23 protein-coding genes are annotated in these 23,652 nt (G+C 57.8%); 9 read left to right on the forward strand and 14 right to left on the reverse strand.

Annotation, left to right across the window (positions count from 1 at the left end; translation table 11 throughout):
• Positions 1–5: 5 nt before the first annotated feature.
• The 4 genes from IGS51_RS06845 to IGS51_RS06860 form a co-directional block, all read right to left on the reverse strand.
• Positions 6–527 (reverse strand): Uma2 family endonuclease, encoded by a 522-nt coding sequence (locus IGS51_RS06845; RefSeq protein ID WP_297077489.1) that lies wholly within the window; start codon positions 525–527, stop codon positions 6–8.
• A 146-nt stretch (positions 528–673) separates the two neighbouring features.
• Positions 674–1,405 (reverse strand): DNA repair protein RadC, encoded by a 732-nt coding sequence (radC, locus tag IGS51_RS06850; protein WP_297077436.1) that lies wholly within the window; start codon positions 1,403–1,405, stop codon positions 674–676.
• Between the two features lie 139 nt (positions 1,406–1,544).
• A complete protein-coding gene (locus IGS51_RS06855) occupies positions 1,545–1,850 on the reverse strand; it encodes a hypothetical protein (protein ID WP_297077437.1) in 306 nt (101 codons plus the stop codon).
• A 356-nt stretch (positions 1,851–2,206) separates the two neighbouring features.
• Complete coding sequence (locus IGS51_RS06860; protein ID WP_297077439.1) at positions 2,207–2,446, reverse strand: hypothetical protein; 240 nt, start codon at positions 2,444–2,446, stop codon at positions 2,207–2,209.
• A 193-nt stretch (positions 2,447–2,639) separates the two neighbouring features.
• Here IGS51_RS06860 and crtD point away from each other — a divergent pair, with 193 nt between their 5' ends.
• Entirely contained in the window at positions 2,640–4,148 is a 1,509-nt protein-coding gene (gene crtD / locus IGS51_RS06865) for a C-3',4' desaturase CrtD (protein WP_297077441.1), read from the forward strand.
• Between the two features lie 94 nt (positions 4,149–4,242).
• On the opposite strand, the gene speA is transcribed toward crtD, so the two are convergent.
• Positions 4,243–6,291, reverse strand: coding sequence for a biosynthetic arginine decarboxylase (speA, locus tag IGS51_RS06870; protein WP_297077442.1), 2,049 nt, complete (start codon positions 6,289–6,291; stop codon positions 4,243–4,245).
• 437 nt (positions 6,292–6,728) lie between these two features.
• Here speA and ndk point away from each other — a divergent pair, with 437 nt between their 5' ends.
• The gene (gene ndk, locus IGS51_RS06875) at positions 6,729–7,178 is read left to right on the forward strand and encodes a nucleoside-diphosphate kinase (protein WP_297077444.1); all 450 of its coding nucleotides are present in this window, start codon (positions 6,729–6,731) and stop codon (positions 7,176–7,178) included.
• Between the two features lie 146 nt (positions 7,179–7,324).
• Here ndk and IGS51_RS06880 read toward each other — a convergent pair whose 3' ends face one another.
• Positions 7,325–9,157 carry a serine/threonine-protein kinase gene (locus IGS51_RS06880; protein WP_297077446.1) on the reverse strand — a complete coding sequence of 611 codons (1,833 nt, stop codon included), beginning with the start codon at positions 9,155–9,157 and terminating at the stop codon, positions 7,325–7,327.
• A 222-nt stretch (positions 9,158–9,379) separates the two neighbouring features.
• Here IGS51_RS06880 and IGS51_RS06885 point away from each other — a divergent pair, with 222 nt between their 5' ends.
• The 3 genes from IGS51_RS06885 to IGS51_RS06895 all read left to right on the forward strand — a co-directional run bounded on the left by IGS51_RS06885 (position 9,380) and on the right by IGS51_RS06895 (position 11,690).
• Positions 9,380–10,630 (forward strand): amidohydrolase family protein, encoded by a 1,251-nt coding sequence (locus tag IGS51_RS06885; RefSeq protein ID WP_297077448.1) that lies wholly within the window; start codon positions 9,380–9,382, stop codon positions 10,628–10,630.
• An 86-nt stretch (positions 10,631–10,716) separates the two neighbouring features.
• Positions 10,717–11,196: a DUF29 domain-containing protein gene (locus IGS51_RS06890; protein WP_297077450.1), complete on the forward strand. Its 480-nt coding sequence runs from the start codon at positions 10,717–10,719 to the stop codon at positions 11,194–11,196.
• 59 nt (positions 11,197–11,255) lie between these two features.
• A complete protein-coding gene (locus tag IGS51_RS06895) occupies positions 11,256–11,690 on the forward strand; it encodes a gamma-glutamylcyclotransferase (RefSeq protein ID WP_297077452.1) in 435 nt (144 codons plus the stop codon).
• On the opposite strand, the gene IGS51_RS06900 is transcribed toward IGS51_RS06895, so the two are convergent.
• The 8 genes from IGS51_RS06900 to IGS51_RS06935 form a co-directional block, all read right to left on the reverse strand.
• Positions 11,637–12,248, reverse strand: a complete 612-nt coding sequence (locus IGS51_RS06900) for an aminodeoxychorismate/anthranilate synthase component II (RefSeq protein ID WP_297077454.1) — start codon at positions 12,246–12,248, stop codon at positions 11,637–11,639. The genes IGS51_RS06895 and IGS51_RS06900 overlap by 54 nt on opposite strands.
• 37 nt (positions 12,249–12,285) lie before the next feature.
• On the reverse strand, positions 12,286–12,753 hold the full coding sequence (locus IGS51_RS06905) for a diacylglycerol kinase family protein (RefSeq protein WP_297077456.1): 468 nt from the start codon (positions 12,751–12,753) through the stop codon (positions 12,286–12,288).
• Between the two features lie 268 nt (positions 12,754–13,021).
• A complete protein-coding gene (gene ybeY / locus IGS51_RS06910; RefSeq protein WP_297077458.1) occupies positions 13,022–13,657 on the reverse strand; it encodes an rRNA maturation RNase YbeY in 636 nt (211 codons plus the stop codon).
• 7 nt (positions 13,658–13,664) lie between these two features.
• Entirely contained in the window at positions 13,665–13,886 is a 222-nt protein-coding gene (locus IGS51_RS06915; protein WP_172354119.1) for a DUF3285 domain-containing protein, read from the reverse strand.
• 293 nt (positions 13,887–14,179) lie between these two features.
• Positions 14,180–15,322, reverse strand: a complete 1,143-nt coding sequence (locus IGS51_RS06920; protein WP_297077461.1) for an ABC transporter ATP-binding protein — start codon at positions 15,320–15,322, stop codon at positions 14,180–14,182.
• A 98-nt stretch (positions 15,323–15,420) separates the two neighbouring features.
• On the reverse strand, positions 15,421–16,212 hold the full coding sequence (locus tag IGS51_RS06925; protein ID WP_297077463.1) for an ABC transporter permease: 792 nt from the start codon (positions 16,210–16,212) through the stop codon (positions 15,421–15,423).
• A gap of 10 nt (positions 16,213–16,222) precedes the next feature.
• Entirely contained in the window at positions 16,223–17,110 is an 888-nt protein-coding gene (locus IGS51_RS06930) for an ABC transporter permease subunit (RefSeq protein ID WP_297077465.1), read from the reverse strand.
• A gap of 136 nt (positions 17,111–17,246) precedes the next feature.
• Positions 17,247–18,482 (reverse strand): ABC transporter substrate-binding protein, encoded by a 1,236-nt coding sequence (locus IGS51_RS06935; protein WP_297077467.1) that lies wholly within the window; start codon positions 18,480–18,482, stop codon positions 17,247–17,249.
• A gap of 241 nt (positions 18,483–18,723) precedes the next feature.
• On the opposite strand from IGS51_RS06935, the gene cobO reads away from it, so the two are divergent.
• From cobO to IGS51_RS06955, 4 genes are all read left to right on the forward strand, one after another.
• Complete coding sequence (gene cobO, locus IGS51_RS06940; protein ID WP_172354123.1) at positions 18,724–19,419, forward strand: cob(I)yrinic acid a,c-diamide adenosyltransferase; 696 nt, start codon at positions 18,724–18,726, stop codon at positions 19,417–19,419.
• Between the two features lie 1,060 nt (positions 19,420–20,479).
• The gene (locus IGS51_RS06945; RefSeq protein ID WP_068512792.1) at positions 20,480–20,674 is read left to right on the forward strand and encodes an NblA/ycf18 family protein; all 195 of its coding nucleotides are present in this window, start codon (positions 20,480–20,482) and stop codon (positions 20,672–20,674) included.
• Positions 20,675–21,188: 514 nt separating this feature from the next.
• Positions 21,189–22,061 (forward strand): universal stress protein, encoded by an 873-nt coding sequence (locus IGS51_RS06950; protein ID WP_297077471.1) that lies wholly within the window; start codon positions 21,189–21,191, stop codon positions 22,059–22,061.
• Between the two features lie 92 nt (positions 22,062–22,153).
• On the forward strand, positions 22,154–23,332 hold the full coding sequence (locus tag IGS51_RS06955; protein WP_297077473.1) for a 1-acyl-sn-glycerol-3-phosphate acyltransferase: 1,179 nt from the start codon (positions 22,154–22,156) through the stop codon (positions 23,330–23,332).
• Positions 23,333–23,652 lie beyond the last annotated feature (320 nt).

The raw sequence follows: 23,652 nt of genomic DNA on the forward strand, positions 1-23,652 counted from the left end.
AAATTTCAGAAGTCTAGCTCCTCAAACAGTTCCGCGACCGGGAGGGAAAACCCCGGCACAACCGATTCGCCATCCAGCGCATCTTGGAGCCGCAGCAGGCGATCGGGGCTGGGGCCGTGGTAGACCAGCACGTACTGCTCATCGGGGTGAATCACCCATACTAGGCGGGTTCCGTTCTCAAAATATTCAACGATCTTGTTGTGGATTTCTTCAACAGTGTTGCTGGGCGACAGCACCTCCACCGCCAGATCCGGCGCACCCTGAAAGAACCCTTTGGGCAGCCGCCGCAGACCTTGCAGCCGATCTTTGGCCACGAAGGACACATCGGGCGATCGCCGATTGCCGTTTTTCATCGCAAAGGCGGTGCTGGAGTCGCACATGACACCGAGCTTATGGGTTCGCACAAAGCCACCCAATACAATCATTAAGTTGCTGGCAAACCAGCCATGTTCCATTCCTGAGTTGCCCATATCGATGAGTTCTCCGTTCACCAGTTCGTAGCGGTGTCCGTCCTGCGGCAGCGCCATAAATTCTGCATCGGTCCAGACTTTGGGTTCAGAGGCGGGCTGGATCGATAGACCGGATTCCGCTTTGGGTTCGTTTTTGGGTTCGTTTTTGGGTTCGTTGGATGCGAGGGTCATCGGGGAGGCCTCCATTCACGGTTGGGATGGCGCTAGACTTCCTGGGGCGTTTCGCTCCAAAGCTGCGTGGTTTGGCGCAGGCTGATGAAGTCGCCATTGCCTAAGATTAGATGATCCAGCAGCGGGATGCCCAAGACCTGTGCGCCTTGCAGCAGTTGGCGGGTGAGGGCGATGTCTTCTGGGCTGGGTTCCAGGTTGCCCGATGGATGGTTGTGGGCGATGATGGCGCGGGTTGCGCCCCGGCGAATCACTTCGCGGAAGATTTCGCGGGGATGGGCGAGGGTTTCTGTGGCCGTGCCAATGCTGATCAGTTGGGTCCCCAGCAGGCGGTGCTTGATATCCAGCAGCACGACGGCAAAGCGCTCCTGGGGTTGCCACATGAGGTCCTGGCTGAGGACGGCGGCGGCCACGGCGGGGTCGTCTACGATGGTGCGATCGCCCGGTCGGGACTGAAACACCCGCTTGCCCAATTCGATCGCCGCCAAAATGGTCGTTGCCTTTGCTTCGCCGACCCCGTTGATCTGCATCAACTCCTGAGGCGCAACATGCTGCAAGGCGGCCAGTCCGTTGCCGTGGCTCTCTTCTAGGGTTTTTAGGATGAGATTGCCCAGGCCCACGGCCGACAGTTTGCCCGGCCCCTGGCCGGTTCCCAGCAGGATGGCGATTAGCTCTGCGGAGGAAAGCTGCTTTGCTCCATAGGCCAGCAGCCGCTCGCGGGGACGTTCGCTTTGCGGCAGGTCGGCAATGCGTAAGCTGTAGGTCATGCAGGTGGGTGCGGGTAGATGCAAAGAGCAGAGGAGCGATCGCCTGCGGCAGTAGTGAACCCTCTCCGCAGGCGACCGATTTTCCTGATTCTCCTAGTCTTCCCTTAATTTCTTCGTCCTAGTCAAAGGGACGATGGCTTTAATTCAGGGGGCGATCGCGCTGGAGATAGCGCAACACATCCCCGACATCGGGACGCAGGACAATGCCGCCCTCAGGAATCTGCACCACGCGGCTCCATTCAAAGCGATCGGCATAGTGCAGGAGATGCAGGCGGTCGATCTCGTGCTGGGTGTCGGCTGGAGACCCGACCAAGTAAAGGCGCAGACGGCGGCGGCTCGGCTGTGGGGGCAGCAGGGGCGGCAGCGAAGCAGGGAGGGAAGCAGGCAGCGAAACCGAGGCCGCCTCCGGGTTGGAAGCCGCCGAAAAGTATTGAATTTGAAGCATTTGGGGTTTCCTCTTGAAATGGGAATGAAGGAAACCCCGAAAAACCGCCGCCCGAAAGACATAGAGCGAATTTCAAGGCGGCTAAAATAAGCAAAGCCCTGAGACAGCGTACTCTGTCAACGGGTCAGGTGCTGGTTGGTGCGGCTAACACCTGCCAGCGCCGTAAACGACTAGCGGCAAATTTTTCGGGGACGCTGCGTCGATAGGGTATCTTTCACAGCTTGATGGACGGTTGTAGTAGATGCGATCTCTGATGGCAAGGAAGATGGCAAAGAAATTTTAGATTTTGAGCTTGGGGGTTGATCGGCCATTTTGCGGCGACAAAGGCTCCAATCTAAACCCCAAAATCCAAAACCTCACACTAGCTCTAGCTCATCCGGACGGAAGGCATACATGGCCTGTAGCCCAGCCGAATCGACGTAAATCCGCTGCGTGTCGAGATCGTACAGGTAAAGCACAATTTCTACGGGTGGCGACGGGGGCGATGCATCCTCCGACCAAACAATCCCGGCAATGATTCCATAGCTGTAGGTACGTTCGCTGTTTGGCTCGGGGCTAAACGGTTGCCGCAGGCGCACGAGGTCGCCTATATCCATCGCAATGTTGAGAAATCTGGCTTAAATGATCATTAACCTTACCTTAACCTGAACATCGAACACAATCTTGACTTTTATAGCGCGATCGCCCGCATCCGGTTAAACGTTAAAATGAGAATTGTTAAGAAATGTTGTAAGCGTCAATATTGTAGACATATCACAGGGCTGGCGATCGCCAGCTGGAGTAAGGCGTATGGCTCCTCGTGTGGTGGTGATTGGAGCGGGCATTGGCGGGCTGACGGCGGCGGCGCTGCTGGCGCGGCGGGGCTATGGGGTGCGGGTGTTTGAGCAGGCGATCGCGCCGGGGGGCTGTGCCTCTACGTTTCGGCGGCGCGGCTTTACATTCGACGTGGGCGCGACCCAGGTGGCCGGCCTGGAACCGGGCGGCATTCACCACCGCATTTTCTCAGAATTGGGCATCGACCTACCCGCCGCCACGCCCTGCGACCCCGCCTGCGCCGTCTATCTGCCAGGAGAAGCAGAGCCGATCCGCGTGTGGCGCGATCCGCAGCGCTGGCAGCAGGAGCGGCAGCGCCAGTTTCCAGGCAGCGAACCCTTCTGGCAATTGCTCAAGGACTTGTTTCAGGCAAGCTGGGCGTTTCAGAGCCGAGATCCGGTGCTGCCGCCGCGCAATGGGTGGGATGTTTGGCAACTGGTGCAAGCAGTGCGGCCGGGAACGCTGACCACGCTGCCGCATACGTTTTCCACGGTGGGGCAGGTGTTGCGCTGGTATGGGCTGGGGCAGGATCATCGGCTGCGGCGGTTTCTAGACTTGCAGCTGAAGCTCTATTCCCAGGTGGATGCAGAAGAAACAGCGCTGCTCTACGCGGCCACGGCGCTGGCGGTGTCGCAATCGCCCCAGGGCTTGTTTCACCTCCAGGGCAGTATGCAGGGCCTGAGCGATCGCCTGGTGGAAGCCCTGGAACGCGACGGCGGTACGCTGCACCTGCGCCACTCGGTAGACGGCATCCTCACGGAACAGGATCGCGCCGTCGGCGTGCGCGTTTGCAACTCCAAAACGGGCGAAACCTGGACAGAACTCGCCGATCACGTCATCGCCAACGTAACGGTGCAAAATCTGGTGAAACTGTTGGGCAAGGCCGCGCCCACGGGTTATCGCCAGCGCGTAGACAAGCTGCCCGACGGCTCCGGCGCGTTCGTGGTGTACTTGGGTGTCAAGCAGGACGCAATTCCGGCTGACTGCCCGCCACACCTGCAATTTCTCTACGACTTTGACGGGCCCATCGCCGAGAATAACTCCCTGTTTGTTTCCGTCAGCCATCCTGGGGACGGCCGCGCCCCAGACGGCTGCGCCACGGTAATTGCGTCGTCTTTTACTGACCCACGCATCTGGCAGGGCGACGACGACCGCTACGCCGCGCTGAAGCAGCACTACACCGAAACGGCGATCGCCCGCCTGGGGCAATTCTTCGACCTGACACCTGAGACGATAGTGCATACCGAAGCCGCCACGCCCCGCACCTTTGCATACTACACCGCGCGCGATCGCGGCATGGTCGGCGGCATCGGCCAGCGCGTCTCCACCTTCGGCCCCTTCGGCTTTGCCAACCGCACGCCGATTCCTCGCCTGTGGCTGGTGGGCGACTCGACCCATCCCGGCGAGGGCACAGCGGGCGTGAGCTACAGCGCGTGGACCGTGGCGCGGCAGATCGAGGCAGTGGGGGAGGGACGGAAGAAGTGAAAAATGAAGAACGAAAAACGAAAAATGAAGAACGAAAAATGGAACCTCTTCGTTCTTCCCTCTTCGTTCTTCGTTCTTCCCCCTTCCCCCTTCCCTACGAGGTCAAGTACGTATACCGACTGAGCGATCGCTCGTAGTTTTGCAATAGCAGTTGCGCTTCTTGCAGGGTGATGCGTCGCTCTTGCAGGGCGGCTTCGCTCTGGCGGCGGATGCTCTCGATCAGGTCTTCCGAGTCGTATTGCACATAGCCCAGCACCTCGGTCATGGTGTCGCCTTTCACCACATGCTCGATCTGGTAACCCTTCGGCGTGAGCTGGATATGTACTGTATTCGTATCGCCAAACAGGTTGTGCAGGTTGCCCATGATTTCCTGATACGCGCCCCCTAGAAATAGCCCCAGATAATACGGCTCCGTTGTCTGGAGTTCAGAATTCGCGTCTGATCCCTGCCCCCTGACCAGGGGATGCAGTTCCAGCACCGACTTGACATCGCGCAGGTCGATGAATTGGTCAATTTTGCCGTCGCTGTCGCAGGTGAGGTCGGCCAGCGTGCCCCGGCAGGTGGGTTCCTCGTCGAGGCGGTGGATCGGCATGATGGGGAACAACTGGTCGATGGCCCAGCTATCGGGGGCGGATTGGAAGACAGACAGGTTGACGTAGTAAATCGATGCCATGATCTTTTCCAGGTCTTCCAGATCGTCGGGCACATAGTCCTGCTGGCGGGCGATTTCCAGAATCTTGGCGCAGCAGGCCCAGTAGAGCCGCTCGGCCCGCGATCGCTCTACCAGGCTGAGATAGCCAAACCCAAACAGGCTGATGGCTTCGTCTTTGAACTGGGTCGCGTCGTGATAGGCCTCTTGATACGTGTCGGCGCTGATGGACTGCCAGGTTTCGTAGAGGTTTCGCAGAATCAGATGGTCGTCGTCGGTGGTGGGGTCGGGTTCCTCGGCGATGACATCGCTGGTGCCCAGCACGTCGAACACGAGAACGGACTGATGGGAGGCGATCGCCCGGCCGCTTTCGCTAATCAGCGTGGGCATGGGCACGTCGCGTTCTTCGCAGGCTTCCTTCACCTCTGCCACCACGTCGTAGGCGTAGTTCTGCATGTTGTAGTTTTTGGAGGCGTAGAAGTTGGTCTTGGAGCCGTCGTAGTCTACGCCCAGTCCGCCGCCCACGTCCAGATAGCGCATATTCGCGCCCAGTTGCGCCAGTTCTACAAAAATCTGGCTGGCTTCCCGAATTGCGTCTTTGATTACATTGATGGCGGGAATTTGGGAGCCGATGTGATAGTGCAATAGCTGCAAACAACTCAGCATGTCGGCGGCGCGGAGCTTTTCTACGGCCTGGATGATTTCAGGCACGGTGAGGCCGAACTTAGCGCGATCGCCCGCCGATCCGCCCCAGCGCCCGATGCCCTTGGCGCTCAGCTTGGCCCGCACGCCCACAATCGGCATGATTCCCAGCTTGCGGCTCTCGGCAATCACCAGGTCTACTTCTTCCACCTGCTCCAGCACGACGATTACCGTCTTGCCCAACTGCTTTGCCAGGATTGCCGTTTCGATATATTCCTGATCTTTATAGCCGTTGCAGATCAGCAGCGACCCCGGCGTATCCAGCAGCGCCAGGGCAATCATCAGTTCTGGCTTTGACCCCGCTTCTAGCCCAAACTGGTAGGGCTTGCCGAAACGCACCAGGTCTTCGATCAGATGCCGCTGTTGGTTGCATTTCACCGGAAACACGCCGCGATAAACGCCTTGGTAGTTGTAGCGGGCGATCGCCTTGGCAAAGGCAGCATTGAGCCGCTGAATCCGGTCTTCCAAAATATCTGAAAAGCGAATCAGCAGCGGCAGTCCCAAATTCCGCTGCTTCAGCGCTCGCACTAATTCGTATAGATCTAGCGAACCGCCGCGATCGCCTTGCGGAGAGACGGTGACGTGTCCTGCCGCGTTGATCGAAAAATACGGATCGCCCCAGCCCTTGATGCGGTACAGTTCCTCGCTGTCTTCAATCGTCCAGCCCGACTTCACACGCCCCGTCTCTGGAGTGGGCAGCTTGGTGATGCGTCGGTCTCGCGGCGTTTCTGCGAGCTTTCCCCCTCCGGGTTCTTCCACATCGCTGGCAAAGAGTTTGGGGTTTACTTCCATCAAGTTTTTCCTCTAGAACATGAGCTAAACCACAAGCGGTGAGCCGCAAAAGCAGTGTCCCAGGTTTTTCCAGTTTTTTCCAACAGTTTGGGGTGTCGCACGACGCACGACACCCCATCCAGGTCTGCATTTCTTAAGCTCAGCTTAAGTCTAGCGTATTTCCCTGAGAAAGCTCTGTATCCTTTGTCGCGCAAGGCTTTGGTTAAGCTTCGATTAAGCTTTGAGAGGAAGCCCCGATGACCATTGCCCCCGACTCTTTACAAAAGGCCATCTTTTTCTGAGCATAGAGAAGGCGCATAGAGAAGGCTTGCAAGGGTTCTGCCTGGAAGTCCCTATCTGGAATTCCCTGCTTGGAATTTCCCAGTTGGAATGTCCTGATTGGAACCCCCCGCTCGGAATGCAGTTAGGAGTTATTTGGAGTATTTGGAGTAACTATTGTGGAACGCACCTTTATCGCAATCAAACCCGACGGCGTGCAGCGCGGGCTGGCCGGCGAAATCATCCGCCGCTTTGAGACGAAAGGCTTTACCCTAGTGGGGCTGAAGTTTTTGCAGCCCAGCCGTGAGCTGGCGGAGCAGCACTACGCGGTTCACAAGGAGCGCCCCTTTTTCTCGGGCCTAGTGGACTTTATCACTTCGGGCCCGGTGGTGGCGATGGTGTGGGAAGGCGATGGCGTGATCGCGGCTGCCCGCAAGCTGATCGGCGCAACCAACCCGCTGAATGCCGAACCGGGCACGATTCGCGGCGACCTGGGTGCAAACATTGGCCGCAATATCATCCACGGTTCCGACGCGCCAGAAACGGCGGAGTATGAAATCGGCCTCTGGTTTAAGCCGGAGGAATTGGTGAACTGGACTCCGACCATCATGCCCTGGGTGCATGAGTAGGGCGATCGCCCGTTTTTGCCCGTTTGGTTGATTGTTGGATGGGTTGAAACGACTGGCAAACCAGCAATCCTTAGGGGATATCCCCCAAGGCTGTTTGGCTCGCCAGTCGCTTCAATCACACACCCGCGTCCAAAGGAGCGCAGAGCCTAACGTCGCCAGAGCTTAATCGTGCGATCGCGGCTTCCCGAAATCAAAATCTGGCTATCGGTCGTAAAGGCGATCGCATTCACTTCGCGGGTATGCCCCGCCAGCGTGTGGCAGAGTTTGCCGTCGGGCAGGCTCCACAGCTTTACCGTGTGGTCGCTGCTGCCGCTGGCGAGGAGGGTTCCGTCGGGGCTGAGGGCGATCGCCTTGATCCAGTCGTGATGTCCGTTGAGCATCTGCACCTTGCGCGTCTCAAAGTTCCACAGGCGGATGCTGTGGTCGCTGCTGGCGCTGACCAAGATCGACCCATCTGCACTAAAGGCGATCGCATTCACATCGCGGCTGTGCCCTTCCAGCGTTTTCAGAAGTTCCCCCGTGTACAGGTTCCACAGGCGAATCGTGTTGCCGCTGCTGCCGCTGGCCAGCAGGCGACCGTCGGGGCTAATGGCGACACAGGTCACTGCACGGGGTTCTTCTAGCGTGCGGACGAGCCGCCCCGTCGCCAAGTGCCACAGCCGAATGGTGTGCTGGTCGCTGCCGCTGACTACCGTTTGCCCATCAGGACTGACCGCCACCGCCCGCGACACGATCGAATCCGACGGGTCGTTTAGCGTCCGCAGCAGTTCGCCGTTCTCCGGATTCCACACCCGCAGCGTATCATCCAGGCTGCCGCTGATGAGCTGCTGTCCGTCGGGGCTAAACGCCAGTGACACCACAGGTTCCGTATGCCCCAGCAGAATGCCGGTGGATTTGTCGGTTTTCACGTCCCACAGCCGAATCGAGCCGTCGAAGCTGGCGCTGGCAAACTGCTGATTGCGCGGGTTGAGGGCGATCGCCGCCACGGCCTGTTTATGCTCACACAGCGTCCGCATACAGCGCCAAGGCGATCGCTGGGGCAGAACCGTAGCGGCGGGGATCATCGGCGCAGACGGACGATAGGGCAGGGCGAAAGACACCTGCGCGGGTTCCAGATCGTGCAAAACGGCGCTGGCGGCGGCGTATCGGCGGCTGATGGCCGGCTCGATCATCCGGTCGATGACCAGCGCCAGGTCATCGCTGACGGATTGCATCAGGTGGTCGCGCCACAGCCAGCGCCCTTCGACAAAGCAATACAGGTCAATCGGCGCGACCTCCGTCATCAGGTGAATGCAGGTCACGCCCAGGCTATACAAATCACTGGCAAAGGTGGCCTTGCCCGCCACCTGCTCTGGCGCAGAATAGCCCGCGCTGCCAATCACCGTGCCTGTTTTGTCCAGGTTGGAGGATGTATTGATTTTTGATGCGCCAAAGTCTACGAGCGTCAGCGTCTCGGTGTGGCGATCGCGAATAATATTGTCGGGTTTAATGTCGCGGTGGATCACCTGATGATCGTGGACAAACTGCACCACGGGCAGCAGACCCCGCAGCAGATGCCGGATCTGGTCTTCGTCAAACGCGCCCGCTTGCAGCAGTTCTCGCGTCAGGGGATGCCCGTCTACATAGGTCTGGATCAGATACGGGTAGCCGTTATGAATAAAGTGCGCCAGCAGTTTGGGAATTTGCGGATGCTGCCCCAGTTCATCGAGCCGCTCGGCCTCCCGCTGAAACAATTCCTCCGCTTTGGCGGCGTGGCGCGTCCCCGGCTTGGGCGGAAAGAGCTGCTTGATGACGCAGCGTGGCCGCGAGGGCAGGTATTCATCCACCGCCAAAAACGTCCGCCCAAACCCGCCCGCCCCCAGCGGCTCCAGCGCCCGATAGCGATCGCCCAGCACCAGTTCCATCCCGCAACTCTGGCAAAAGCGGCGATCGCCCAGATTGCGGGGATTGGCACAGTTTGGGTTGAGGCAATAGCTCACGGAAGGTTGCGGGGAGAGGTGAATGGGTTTGGGGGGGGTCGGATTTTGGATTTTGGGTTTTGGATTTGAAATGTTGGGGTGGGGCGGAGGGGCTGCCCTGTGCAGGATGGGCTAATGAGACTAGAAAGAGGACTGGAAAGGGGACTGGACAGTAATCAGCAAATTGTGAATGTTCTACGACAATTTTCCATCGCGTGGGATTAGAATCGCCACATCTCGCTATTGAATGTCACGTCTGTCCTATCCCACTCCAACCCGCTGCCGATGCTGGAATTCACCGACTGCCTTGTGCTGCATGGCCCAGAGCTAGAGCCGCACTGGTGCGATCGCCTCACCGTTTCCGCCGACACCATCACCCGCCTGGATCTGGGCCCCCCCTGCCTCAGCCTGGAGCGGGGGACGCAGGTCATCGTGCCCGCGTTTTACAATAGCCACACCCACATGGGCGACTCCTGCCTGCCCGACGGCGCAACGGGCATGACGCTGGAGCAGGGCTTCTTTCGTCCCCACGGCTACAAATATCGCGAGCTGGCGAAACAAACCCCAGCCGACCACCTGAGTCACATCACCGCCCACCTGCGCTACATGGCCCGCACGGGCACCATTGGCCACATCGACTTTCGGGAGCAGGGGGTCGATGGCAGCGAGCTATTGCGTCGTGCCTCGGCAGAAACGGGGGTGCGCTCGGTGGTGCTGGGTCAGTTCAACGAGTTGCCCTTCACCGCCGCCCAGCTTCAAGAAAATCAGGCGGCGTTGCCAGAGGAGGCCCTGGCGGAACTGACGGCTGTGCTGGCGATCGCCGACGGTTTTTCCGAAAGCACCATGAACGACCTCACCGATGCCGCCTGGGTGCAGATTCGCCAGATGACCGAGGCCCAGGGCAAGCTGCGGGCGATTCACTGCCTAGAAAACGACGGCTATCGGGAGGTGAGCCTGGCCGTCACGGGGCGCGGCGACCTGGAGCGGGCGCTGGATCTGTATCAGCCGCATCTGGTGATCCACGCCACCGTCGCCAACGATGCCGAAATCGCCCTGATGAGCCAGCACCGCGTCAACATTGCCCTGAATCCCCGCGCCAATGCCAACCTGGGGCTGCCGCTGCCGCCCATCGCTAAATTGTTGGAAAGCAACGCCAATCTGCTGCTGGGCACGGACAACGGCTTGCTCAATAGCCCCAATCTGTTTGCCGAACTGGATTTCACCTATAAAGTCGCCAAGAGCCAGTACGGGGATGCCATCCGCCCTGATCCCAGAGCGATTCTGAAAATGGTGACGACCAACGTGCGATCGCTCCTCGGCGGCGACATCTACGGCTATCTAGAACAGGGGCTTCCTGCGGATTTCGTCGTGCTGGACTTTACCCAACCGCATCTCCGCGCCAGTCGCCACATTCCTGCCAGTGTCGTCACTCGCGTCACGCCGGCCGACGTGTTGGCCACGGTTCGTCAGGGTAAGGTGTTGTTTGGAGAGTGAAGAGGGAAGAGGGAAGAACGAAGAACGAAGAACGAAGAACGAAGAGGAGCTGGATTTTGGAGAAGTTTGCATGATGGGAGATGGGTATGGCGGAGTTTCCAGCGAAAGCTACGCTCTATGACCAAGATTTTTGCCTCTGGATAGACGAAACTGTGGCTAAGCTGCGGGCAGGCGAGTTTGGCACTGTGGACTGGGCGCATTTGATTGAGGAGGTTGAGTCCTTGGCCAAGCGCGATCGCCGCGAGCTAGAAAGCCGCCTGCGAGTGCTGTTGAATCATTTGCTGAAGCGGGTTTATGTTAAATCTCCAGAGGATTATCGGGGTTGGGAAAATACGATCAAAGAACAGCGCAGCGAAATCCAACTGCTGCTCAAAGATTCGCCCAGCCTCAAGGGGTATCTCACCGAGATTTTTGAAGCGTCTTGGCGCTATGCTGCTGGACAGGTGAAGGACGACTATCCTGATGTTGCCCTGCCTGCCCATTGTCCGTTTCCCCCAGAGCTTGAACCCCTGCTGACGCAAAAGTTCTGGCTGGCTAATCCGCCTGGGCAAAACGCGGGAAACTAAAGATAAACCCTAGATAAACCCTGCATCTCTCCTTTTTCCTTACAAAATTTCCTTACAAAATGCTTTCTCCCGACCTGCTGCATGTTTTTGTCTACGGTACGCTGAAACCCGGCGAATATTTCTATCCGCGCTACTGTGAGGGCAAAGTGGTGGCCTGCGTAGAGGCGATCGCCCTGGGCACGCTCTATGACTTGCCAATGGGATATCCGGCGCTTACGCCTGGGGAAGACCCCGTTTATGGCTATGTGCTGTCCTTTGCGGATTTTGGCGTGCTGGCGGCGCTGGATGAACTGGAGGGCTATGATCCCGACGGCTCGCCGCTGCTAAACGAATACGAGCGATCGCTGGCAACGGTGTATGACCTGAACCGGGAAGCGCTGGGCCAGGCCTGGCTCTACTGGATGGCGACGAAACAGGCAGAACAGCTTGGCGGCACGCGCCTAGCCCACGGCCGCTGGACGGGGCGGAATCTGCCGCAGAAAGTTTCGCAATAGCTGTTTGCCTTGGTCGGTCAGAATACTTTCGGGATGAAACTGCACGCCCTGGAGGTGCGGAAATTCTCGATGGCGCACGCCCATAATCGTGCCGTCTTCTACCCAGGCGGTGACTTCTAGCACGTCGGGGCAGGTTTCCCGATCCACCACCAGGCTGTGGTAGCGCGTCGCCGTCATGGGGCTGGGGATGCCCTCAAACACGCCCACGCCCGTATGCTCGATGGCGGATGTTTTGCCGTGCATTAGCTCTGCTGCCGAAGTCACCTGGCCACCAAACACCTGCCCAATCCCCTGATGCCCCAGGCACACGCCCAGCAGCGGCAGTTCCGGCCCCAGTTCTGCAATCACCTGCGGCGAGATGCCCGCGTCCTCCGGCCGACCGGGCCCTGGCGAGATGACGATGCCGTCGGGTTGCAATTGCCGAATCTCTTCGACCGTAATCTCGTCGTTGCGATAGACCCGGATATCGGCTGCGACGGGCAGTTCTTCCCCCAGTTCCCCCAGATATTGCACCAGGTTGTAGGTAAAGCTGTCGTAGTTGTCGATGACCAAGATCATGAGTAATGAAGGGTTGGAAAGTGGGGATCGTGTGCAGTTAAACCAGCCCTAGCACCGCTAGCAGCGGGGGCAGTAGCAGTGAGCCAGCGACTAACAGAGCGGCGATCGCCGAAATCAGCACGGCCCCAGCGGCGCAGTCTTTGGCGGTTTTGGCGAGTTCGTGATAGGTCTGCTTGACGGTGAGATCAACGACGGACTCTAACGCGGTGTTCAGCAGTTCCATCGTCAGCACCAGCCCGCTCGTGAGACCGATAATCGCAATTTCGACCCGGCTTAGTTGGAGCCAGAGGCTCAGACCAATGGCAATCGTGCCCACCAAGAGATGAATCCGAAAGTTTCGCTGCGTAAAAAAGGCGTAGGTCAGCCCCGCCCAGGCGTATCGAAAGCTAACAAACAGGCTGGATGCCACTTTCCAGGACAACTCCCGATTGGGCTTGCTAGGAAAGGGAATCGGGGGGGGCGGTGGAACAACCTGAAAGTTTTCGGTGGAGAGTGGCTGAGGCATAGGAACCGTTGCGACTTGAATAGGGATCAGACAGAAATCTAGGCATTGACCAGTAGGCGATCGCTGAGTAACGTCAGATAAAAAATCGAACCAGCGTCGAGACAAGCGCTCAAGTAGCGGCAGAGGTTAGATCGGCGACGATAGCCCTACGGGTCGCTTTATCGTCTCGCTTTGTCAATCGTTCAAAGATCATTCAGACTTCGCCAATCATCAGAATGCCCAGTTCCAAATGGCAATGGACACGGTGGCAAGAGACACGACTCCCTGGTTAATCATACTGAACCTCCAGCGCAACAGTTTGTAGCAGATTAACTTGTTGCTGCAACATTTTTTGGAGGTGGGCCTCGTCGGGATGATCCCATCCCAGCAGGTGCAGCAGTCCGTGGGTCGCCAGCCAAGCTAGTTCTTGGGTCAGCGTGTGGTTGCGCTGTTGGGCCTGGGCAGCGGCGGTATCCAGCGAGATGATGATGTCGCCCAGAGGGAAGGGTTCTTCGGCAAGCAGATCGGCAGGCAGCGTCACGCCAGACTCCGTTGCGGAAAACGACAGCACATCCGTTGGGCGATCGACCTGGCGGTATTGAGCATTGAGCTGGTGAATCTCGGCATCGGTGGTCAGCCGCAGACTCAGCTCATACGCGCCAATGGGAGAGAGAGCGGGCGCGAGTGCCGTAAGCCAGGTTTGGAACCAGGTGATCCAGGTGTCCTGAGAAATGGGAGAGGCGATCGCCCCCTCCTCCTGCACGTCCACCTCAACTGAGATTTCCTGTGAGGTTTCCTGTGAGGTTTCCTGTGCGGCTTCCTGAACAGGCTGGGCTTCAGGGACTCCAGTCCATACTTCAGCAGCCAAACGCCCCACTCCGGAGGCTTCTGGGATATCGGCTCGACCCGGAAATTCTGGAATCATCGCCCCTTCACCGCGTTAGGTAGGCCAGCCCCACCAGCAGCCCCAACAGTCCCACAGTGGTCAAAGCAAAATGCTTGAGCGACGTGCCCCGCTTGCGAACCATGTTCCGCATGGCCAGTTTCACATAGCTAGGCGGCGGCTCCGATGGCGCAGCCTGTGCAGGATTGGGAGCATCGGCAACACCAGCAAGCGCTTCCTCCGACGAGGCGGGTTGCGAACGTTCACTCATAAACTAAAGCCCCTGGCTCAACGCATAGAATTCGCGTACCAGAATAACTCTAAACCATCCCCTAATGTAACGAACTGTGGACTTAATGTTAAATCTCTGTTAAACCTTTCAACGTTAAACCTTTCAACGCTGAAGCCTTTCAGAAGCTTCCCATCATTTGCCATCCTCAGCGTTGACTCTCACGATTCCAGCTTTCTCGTCTTGGTGAACCGCGCACACGCTTTGGCTCTTTGCTCGCCCAGCGACTTGTTTGCCCAGCGAAACAGGAAGCCGGTTGGCTGCTCGATGCTGTTTTAATCGCGCACCGGATCTTCAACATTCAAAGTCGCTGAACGCTGGATAGGCTTAGGCGCTTCTTCGATCGTCAGCACGCGGCACTGATCCGGCGGGAAGCTCAACTGCACCAGTTGCCCAGCGGCAAACGCTTCTGCCTGACCTGTCGGCACATCCACATTCAAATAAAACTCGCCCACCAGCACCGACAGTCGCACCGCTGAGCCAAGGAAGGTTCGACCTGTGATCAACCCGCTCAGCAGATTGGTATTGGGCGGGGCAGTTTGCTCTGGCGGCTGGGCAGCGATGCTCTCTGGGCGCACCAGCACCACCACGCGGCTGCCATCGGGTAGGTTTGTCGGCTGCGTCTGCAAAAACTCGTCGGGCAGGCTGGTATTGGGGTGGGTGTCGATGCGGACTTTGCCGTCTACCCAAAAGCCGGGGATCTGGTTCATTGCGCCAATGAAGGAGGCGGTAAACGCGGTGCTAGGGGTAAGGTAAATCTCCTCTGGTGTACCCAGTTGCTCGATTTTCCCCTGGGACATGACCACGACGCGATCGCTCACACACAGCGCTTCTTCTTGGTCATGGGTGACAAACAGCGTGGTGATGCCCAACTGCTGCTGAATCCGGCGAATTTCGTTGCGGAGCTGCACGCGCACCTTGGCATCCAGCGCCGACAGGGGTTCGTCGAGCAGCAACACCTGCGGCGAGATAGCCAGCGCCCGCGCCAGGGCCACCCGCTGCTGCTGTCCGCCCGAAAGCTGATGGGGAAAGCGATCGCCCATACTGCCCAGCCCCACCAGTTCCAGCATTTCCTCCACGCGCCGCTGCTGCTCTCCCCGGTTCATTTTCCGCAGGCCCAGCCCAAAGGCAACATTCTGCGCCGCCGTCATGTGGGGAAACAGGCTGTAGGACTGAAACACCATGCCCATGTCTCGCCGATTTGCCGGAATCCGCGTAATATCCTGCCCGTTTAGCAAGATCGTGCCGCTGGTTGGTTTCTCAAACCCCGCAATCATCCGCAAAATCGTCGTCTTGCCGCAGCCCGACGGCCCTAGAAGCGACACAAACTCGCCCGACTGCACCTGCAAATCGACCCCGCGAACTGCCAGAGTTGTGCCGCCGTAGGACTTGGAGAGTTGGTTGAGGGAGAGGTGCATGGGGAAGGGGGAGATAGGAAGAACGAAGAGAGAAGAACGAAGAGGGAAGAGAGAAGAACGAAGAAAGAACAGGTTTTCGTTTTTCGTTCTTCCCTTTACTACCGCGGCCCGCCTAACTGGCCGCTGCTGCCGCGGCCCAGCAGTTGCACGATGCCGATTGCGCCCCAGGTGAGGGCAAAGCTAACGACGGCGAGGGCAGAGGGTTCGTAGACTTTGCTGCTGGCGAGCAGGTTCATGTAGGGGCCGAAGGCGGGCTGGGCTAGCAGGGCGGCGATGGTGAACTCGCCCATCACGATGGCAAAGGTGATGAAGGCTCCGTTCAGCAGGGCAACGCGCAGGTTGGGAAAGATGACGCGCAGGATGACGGCAGGCCAGCTTGCGCCGAGGCTTTGGGCGGCTTCGGTGAGGGTCTGCACGTTGATGGCTCGCATCCCGGTGTCTACGGCGCGATACATGTAGGGAAAAGAGAGGACGACGTAGGCGACGGTGAGCAAGATCCAGCCACCTGTGCGCGTGTTGAGCAGCGTGGTGCTATAGGTGCGGATCAGACCAAAGACCAGCACCACGGCGGGGACGACGAAAGGCAGCAGCGTGATTAGCTCCATGACCGGGCGCATCCGGGGGAGTCGAAGCTGCACCCAGTAGGCCGTGGGAACGATTAGTAGCCAACTGAGGGCGATCGCCGCCAGTGCCGTCAGCGCTGAAAAGGTAAAGCTTTCAAAAAACTTGGGATCATTGAAGATGTTGCTGTAGGCGGCGAGGCTGAGGGTGTCTCGCTGGGCCCGCAGCGAAAAGTCAATGGTGGCGAGCAGCGGGATGGCAAAATACAGCGTGCCGATCGCCATCCATAGCCACGCCCAGGAATTGCCCCGCTTGGTCGAGTCCATCATTCCACGCTCCTCATCGCACCCACCTCGACGTGCGCCGCTGTAGCCAGGAATAGAGGGCAATCGACACAGCCATAATAAACACCATGCCCAGCGCCAGAGCATTGCCTAGACCCGGATTTTGCAGCGCGTCGCCCCGAATCTGCGCGTCGATTAGGATGGTGACCAGATTGATCTGTCCGCCCGTCAGCGCGTAGGCCGTGGCGTGGGCCCCAAAGGCATTGCCAAATAGCAGAATCATTGTGCCCAGCAGCGACGGCATGAGAATCGGCAGCGCCACCTGCCGCCAATAGTCCCAGGAACTCGCGCCCAGGTTTTCCGCTGCCTCGCGCCATTCCCGCCGCAGCCCGTCGAAGGCTGGCACCAGGATCAGCACCGTTAGCGGAATCTGGAAATACAGATAGGTGAGCATCAATCCCCAAAACGTGTACAGGTTGAAGCCCTGGGCGTAGAGATCTAGCCCAAGATTCTTCAGCCAGCCAGTCATTAGGCCCAGCCGCCCCAGCGTTGCAATGAAAGCGAAAGCCAGGGGAACCCCTGCAAAGTTGGATGCTACACCGGAGAAGGTGACCAGGGGCGATCGCACTTTTTCTGGCAAGCCACCCGCCGTCACCGCGTAGGCCATCAGCACCCCCAGCAGGCCGCCAATCAGCGCCGTCACCATGCTAAGGCGAATGCTGACGGCATAAGCGGACATAATGCTTGGCTGGCGCAAGTCCAGAATGTTTTGCAGCGTAAACTGTCCGGCATTGTCCTGAAAGCTGCGAACGGCGATCGACAGGGCCGGCAAGATCAAAAAGGCAAAGGCGAACGCGAAGAAAGGCACTAGACCGAGCCAGTCCCAGCGGCGATCGCCCTTCGCAGCCGATTGAATTGATTTCAGCGGTTGAACAAGCGTCATGGTTGATGCAACAAAAGCCGCTATCTGACGACACAGCTTGGCAAACGGTCTGACTTGGTAGTTCGATCGAGTGGTTCGATCGAATAGCCTGACTGAGCCAACCTCACCAACCAAGCAGCCAGATAGCGGCAGAACCCTACTTCACATCCGCGCCGACCACGCTATCCCAGTTCTTGGTGATCTTGTCATTGGCAGGAGTGATTTGCGCTGCGGTGGGGAATGCAGCCTTTTCGTAAATCGCAGCATCGGGCAGCTTTGCCTTCAGGTCTGCGGGAATCACGTCGCGCTTGTTTAGGTCGTCGAAGCGCACCGGACGCGAATAGCCCTTCAGCCAGATCAACTGCCCTTCGTCGGAATAGAGATGCTCCATCCACAGGCGAGCCGCATAGGGGCGGGGCGCAAAGGCATTGATCGCCTGCACATACACACCCGCCAGCAGTCCCGTTTTCGGCAGAATCACCGCAATTTCAGGATTGCCGCCCGTCGCGTCGCGGTTGGCCAGTGCGTTGTAGTCCCACCGCAGAGCGATCGGGGTTTCACCCTTGGCGATCGTGGCGGGCTTGGCGATTACAGGCAGGAAGTTGCCCGCGGCATTCATTTTTTTGAAATACTCCAGACCCGGGCCTGGATCTTCCAGGGAACCCCCGTTGCCCAGTGCGGCCGCCCATACAGCGTTGATGGCTTGACCCGACTTGCGCGGATCGCCCGCCAGCGCCACCTGCCCCCGATATTCCGGCTTCAGCAGGTCGCTCCAGTCTTCTGGCAGCGTCTTCACTACGTCGGTATTCACCTCGAAGGACATCACGCCGTAATAGTCCCCAAACCAGAAGCCTTCGGGGTCTTTCAGTGCCGCTGGGATCGTGTCCCAGGTCGCCACTTTGTAGGGCTGGAGCAAGCCCGCTTGCTTGGCTTCTTCGCCAAACTTGAAGGCCACGTCGATCACATCGGGATTTTGAGGACCACTGTTGCCCTGGTTGGCTTTGATTGCTTCGATTTCGTCGGCAGAGCTTGCATCCGGGTTCAGGTCATTCAGCTTGATGAAGGGATACTTCTGCAAAAAGCTAGACTTCATTTCTTTGTAGTTTGCCCAGTCGTCGGGCAGGGCAATCACGGAAAGCTCACCCTCGGCCTTGGCCCGCTCAATGATGGCCTCTAGCCCACCGGCTTCGGCCGCAGTCAACGGTAGACCACCTGCCGCAGGGCTGGCTGCTGGAGAAGCACCCGCAGGGCTGGCAGCCGGAGAAGCCGTCGGGGTAGTGGTCGATTGGGTGCAGGATGCCAGAATCGCGCTACCAAATCCGGCAGCGCTCCAGCCTAGAAACGAGCGGCGGGAAACGCGCAGGGGAGATTTGGAGTGGGGGTCTTGACTCATGGGAAAGTTCTCTCAGTGCCGAAAGGTTCAAAATCATGCCAATGTTAAGTACATCACCAGGAGTTAAAGCAGCGATTACTGTCAGGCTAAGAACTGGTTAAAGCTGGCGTGTAGAATTATCAATGCCTGACAGATACTCCGTTACAATCCGCTAATTTCCAGTCTGTGGCTAACCTATGCCCTACCTATGACTATCCTGCGGTCTCTGCTATAGCATGGGGAGGTTCTCGTTTCAGGTTCTATGGTGATGACCGAAAACCTTGCCCTCACGCCCCAGGCTGACCAGGAAGCCGAGCAGCTTGACCAAGAGGCGACTGCGCCCGGCCTCAGTGATGAGCAGTATCGCCGCAAGATGCAGCGCCGGAAGGAGGTTCAGGAACAGCGGCTAGCAGAGCGATCGCTCACAAAGGGCCTCATCATCGTCCACACGGGCAATGGCAAGGGCAAGACGACTGCGGCCCTGGGTATGGTGCTGCGATCGCTCGGCCACGGGCATCGGGTCGCCATTGTGCAGTTCATCAAGGGCGCATGGGAACCTGCTGAAAAGACCGTGCTGCACCCCTGGACAGCGGGCGATCCGCCGCAGTTGGTCTTTCACGCAATGGGCGAAGGCTTTACCTGGGAAACGCAAGACCGCGATCGCGACATTCAAAAAGCGCACGAAGCCTGGGAGACGGCCTTGACCTATATTCAAGATCCCGATGTCAAGCTGGTGCTGCTTGATGAGGTCAACGTTGCGCTAAAGCTGGGCTATCTGGCAGTGGATAGCGTGCTGGCCGGGCTAGCGCAAAAGCCAGAGGAGTCTCATGTCATCCTCACCGGGCGCGGCGCACCGCAGGCGCTGATCGACCGGGCGGATTTGGTGACAGAGATGACGCTGGTGAAGCATCCGTTTCGGGAGCAGGGTGTGAAGGCACAGCCGGGAATTGAGTTTTAGGGCGATCGCCCACCAGCGCCCATGAATTCCTAATTTTTGTAGCAAAAGCTACTGTTTTTTGTGGGCGATGCTATTCTGAAGAAAGTGTTTCTCTATTACCTTCATCAGAATTGCAAATGTTGGGACTTAACAGAAAAAATCGGGTTTCTCGCGAACAGGTTGCTCAGATGCACCACGACAACCTGCGCCAAAATATTCAGCGTCGTCTGGAAGCTGCTCGCGCTAAGGGCGATGAGGCGCTGGTGCGTCAGCTTGAAGCTGAAGCCGACTATATTGGCTAAGGCTGAGTGGAGCGAAGTCTAGGTAGGGCTAAGTCTGAGTAGGGCTAAGTCTCAGTAGCGTACAAGCTGGATCGGGGCCAGGTAAAAGGATTCACAGGATTTGCGCGGCTAGTTCCGGCTTCTGCTTTCGACAGATCCAACCGACCTCTGATCAACGTTTTCCTATTAGGCAGATTACATAAATGGCGATCGCCTCTATCCCCAAGGCGATCGCCATTTTTTGTGTCTTATCTTACTGATCGCATCGCCCCAGTGTTACAAACGCTCTCATAATTGCCCCAAAACCCTATTCAGGCTTTCTTTAAGCTTTTTTTGCGTATTCCACCAAAGCCATACTGATGAATCTTTATAAGAAGTTCAGAACGATGTGATTTTTGTCAAGTCCTCGGGATGTTCAATCCGAACTTTTTTACATTTCTTCACTTGCTAAAAGTAACTCCAACTTGGTTGCACTTCGGCCGCCAGGAATGATCCATCAACCGGAGGATGGCGATCGCCCGACACACTGCACACACCCTGATGGATAAGCCAGCAGGAACCTTGACCAAGCATCGATTCAAAGATCTTGTCAAAGATCTTGCCTAAGATTTCAAAGACTCACCCACCGGGGGACTGTGCATTTTGTCAAACGATTGTTATCTTTCTTAATAGAAAGGTGGAAGCATGGAGCCTGTTTTAGGGAACCCTACGAGGAACCTATCCAGCTAGCTTCCCAAGGAAGCTCGAATCCAACCATGTTCGACTTCTGACGTTGTTTACCTCAGTCAAGGAGAATTCCAATGAACGAACGAATTGAACTCTCTCTGGAACAGCAGTTCAGCCTGCGGTCTTTTGAAACCCAGGTCGAAAACATGAGCCGAGAACAGGCCCAGCACTTCCTGGTCAAGCTCTACGAGCAGATGATGCTGAAGGATGCCACCTACAAGAGCCTGCTGAAGCACCAGTGGGGCATCGAAGGCGGGGCGCAGTTCTAGTCTGCTAGAGTCGCAGTAGGCGACCTCCCTCTCTTGCTCGATTCCTAGCCTGTTGGGAAAGGAGCTGGGGATGTTGGGGCGTCCGCTCGATCTCTTGATCTCAAGTGATTTCAAAAGCCTGATTGCCTTCTCCGGGTTCTGTTGACTAGCACTAGATCGTTGCAAATTCTCTAAGCCTTGCACTCCATACTTTTTCTCGGCCTTGGCTCCTGTCAATCGTTTCAGGTTGCGCGTTTGAGCGGCGCACCGACAGTGACCCTGTGCCACTCATTTCATGACTTTGCTGAGCAGTTGACCAAGAATCTACAGCCCAGTGCCGTTCCATCCTGGTTTCACCCGCCAAATAACAGCCCTGATGCCTATTTAACGTTTCGATAGAGTAGTTTCAGGGGAAAAGGGTTCGAGTTTTTCGCGTTGAGATGGTAGGGTTGGGTAGAGTTTTGCCGCGCCAACTTGCAGCCGTAACTCGCTAGGCAATTCTCACCATGCAGTTAATAGCGCCCCCTCATCGCGTATGTTCAAGCGTGCTTTGATTTGCACCGACTTTAAGGACGGTCTCTATCGCTTCGCCCGCTTTGTCCCCAGTCTTTCGGCATCCGGGCTACAGCAGATTACGTTTTTACACACGGTTCCCGTTCTGGAGGGGCAAATCCCTCGTGAATCTGACAAGCCGTTTATGGAGGCGCGAGAGCGTTTTGCAAAGCTGCTGGGTGATGTGCCTGCTGGGGTTGACGTGCAAGTTGAGGTGGCTTGGGGCAAGCCCGTCGAGCATATCCTTTCAGCCCGGAAGAAATATCAAAGCGATATCGTCTTTATTGGGACTGCGGGAGATGGGCTGCTAAAGGAAAAGCTGTTTGGCAGCACGCCCGTCTCTCTCTGTCAGCAGGGAAACGTGGCACTCTTGATTCTGCGTCCCCAGTTGGTTTCTGCCTACACCGAAGAGGAGCTAGACCTGCGGGCCCGGCATCTATTCCGCTACTTGCTCCTGCCCTATGATGGCAGCGAAGCCGGACAGGCCATGCTCCGCCAGGTGAAGCAACTGGCCGCCGATCGCCCCCCCGGAACCTTAGAGAAAGCTTTGCTGTTCACGTCTATTGAAGATGTGGCGCGTAGCTCTGTGCTGCGGGATGCAAAGCGCGAAGAGGCGGCGAAGAACCTGGAAGCGGCAAAGCGAGAACTAGAGGCGCTGGGCGTGAAAACGGATACGGTGGTGGCGCATGGCAATGCGGTGACGCAAGCGCTGGAAACGGCGATCGATATCGACATTACGGCGATCGCTACGTCGTCCAAAAGCATCGGGCGATTGGTAGAACTGTCGGTTCCCAGTTTTACGGGCGATCTGCTGCGCCGAAGCTGGCACCCGATTCTGTTTTTCCCGCCGTCCTGACGATTCGCTCCTGCCCAGCGCTCTGTTTACCAGCGCCTCTGTTTAGTAGCCTTGCCTTTTAGTAGCCTTGCCTTAGCCTCGCCTGCTCCGCTATGCCGGACTTTTATCCGCCTAAGCTGTCGCCGCCGCTGGTGTGGGCGGTTCAGCGTGCGTCGCCGCTCGTAGCTCGTTGTTATCACAAAATGCGGCTAGAGGTGCAGCCGAGTGGCTTAGAGACGCTCCGCACGCTCCAGCCCCATCGCCTGCTGCTGCTGCCCAACCACCCCACCCACTATGACTGGATTGCGCTGTTTCTGCTGTCGGCGCGGTGGGGACAGGCGTTTCACTATCTGGCGGCGCACGAGCGGTTTGGTGGCGCGACGGGCTGGTTTCTTCAGCGGATGGGGGCGTATTCGCTGCGGCGGGGATTGGGCGATCGCCCCAGCATTGCAAAAACGATGGAGTTACTCTCCCAGCCTCGCTGTCGGCTGGTGGTGTTTCCGGAGGGCGGCTTTTCTTTTCAAAATGACACGGTGATGCCGTTTCGGGCGGGCGCGGTGCAACTGGCCATGCAGGCGATGCAGCGGCAGGTGAAGCAGGGCACACCCGTCGAGGCGCTGGAGGATTTGTACGCCGTGCCGATTGCGCTGAAATATCGCTATCACGGCGATATGGCTCCGGTTATTGAACAAACCCTAAACCAGTTAGAAAAAGCGCTGTGGGTATTTCCCAGCAGCACCGACTGGTATGAGCGGCTGCTGGTGATTGGCGAGCAAGTGTTGCTGGGGTTTGAGCGCGACTATGGGCTGCCGATTGCAGAAACCGTGCGGCGATCGCGCCCTGACCGCATTCAGCAGGTCAAAGACCACATTTTGAACTATTGCGAATACACGCTGAAGATTGCGCCGAATCTCCACGAACCGCTGCGGGAGCGGGTCTATCGCATCCAGCGCAGCCTGGAGGCACAGGCAGAAACCCTGGATCTGCGAACCCAAGAGGCGATCGCCCGCGCCGCTGCCCAGTTGCTCAATTTCAACGCCATCTCCGACGGCTATGTGGCCGCCAACCCCACCCCAGAACGATTTCTCGACACGCTCATTCGCCTAGAGCGGGCCGTGTTTGGCATCGACCAGCCACCCCCCAAGGGCGATCGCACGGTCATTCTCCGCGTCGGCGAACCCGTAAACCTGACGCAACACCTGGACGAGTATGCCCAAGACCGAACGCAGACCGTCGAGCAGCTAACCGAAAAGCTCCGCAGCACCGTCCAGGCCAACTTGGATCTCATGTAGGTCAAGCATTTAGATCAAGCAACCCTGATCGCTCCAAGCCCTTAGTCTTCCTAAAGAGGGACTGACCCCCAAACCCACCCTGCGATAGCATTGCGAAACACGCTCTGACAGGACTTACCAACCTGAAGCATGGGCCTGATCCCCCCTTGCCCCCCTTAACAAGGGGGGAACCGAGCCTGATCCCCCTCGCCCCCCTTAACAAGGGGGGAAATGAGCCTGATCCCCCTCGCCCCCCCTAGATCAAGGGGGGAACCGAGCCTGAACCCCCCTCGCCCCCCTTAACAAGGGGGGAACCGAGCCAGTTCAGAAGTGCCCTTATT

This window comes from Thermoleptolyngbya sp. M55_K2018_002, assembly GCF_015295965.1.
GTDB lineage: Bacteria > Cyanobacteriota > Cyanobacteriia > Elainellales > Elainellaceae > Thermoleptolyngbya > Thermoleptolyngbya sichuanensis.